The 383-nt window shown below is 66.1% G+C and carries 1 protein-coding gene; it reads right to left on the bottom strand.

Features of this window, described 5'->3' with window-relative positions; all coding sequences use genetic code 11:
• Nucleotides 1-383: hypothetical protein (locus DB520_RS27450; protein ID WP_232835174.1), on the bottom strand; the 383-nt coding region annotated here is incomplete at both ends.

Below are 383 nucleotides of genomic sequence, written 5' to 3'. Positions count from 1 at the left end.
CCCTTACCAAGTTCGTGGCCGATGCCCCCGGGATGTCCGGGACCACGGCCTGCCCTTCATGGGTGCCGGAGGCGACCCTCAGGGTTACGCTGCCGGACACGCCCATCATGGACAGGGCGTCCATGGCCGCCTGCAGGGTGGGGAAGTTCCTGTCCCCGGACCCGGCGGGGTTCACCGTGTAGGCACCCTCCAAAGGGGAAAGGCTTGCCGGATCGATCTCGTTGGCCCCGATGGTCGGGGGGTCCGGCCTGGGGGACCCATCGATGTCCACGTCCACCTCGGCCACGGAGACACCCGCCCCGATAAGCCCGATTGACCCTGCGTACAGGCCCGGGTCGTAAAGGGGGTCAACGCTCAGCGAATTATCATCTCTGTTGGAAACT

The sequence above is a fragment of the Pleomorphovibrio marinus genome (assembly GCF_003347495.1).
In the GTDB taxonomy this organism is placed as follows: domain Bacteria; phylum Bacteroidota; class Bacteroidia; order Cytophagales; family Cyclobacteriaceae; genus Pleomorphovibrio; species Pleomorphovibrio marinus.
The sequence above is the reverse complement of the archived record's forward strand: the minus strand, read 5'-3'. Positions and strand labels throughout refer to the sequence as shown.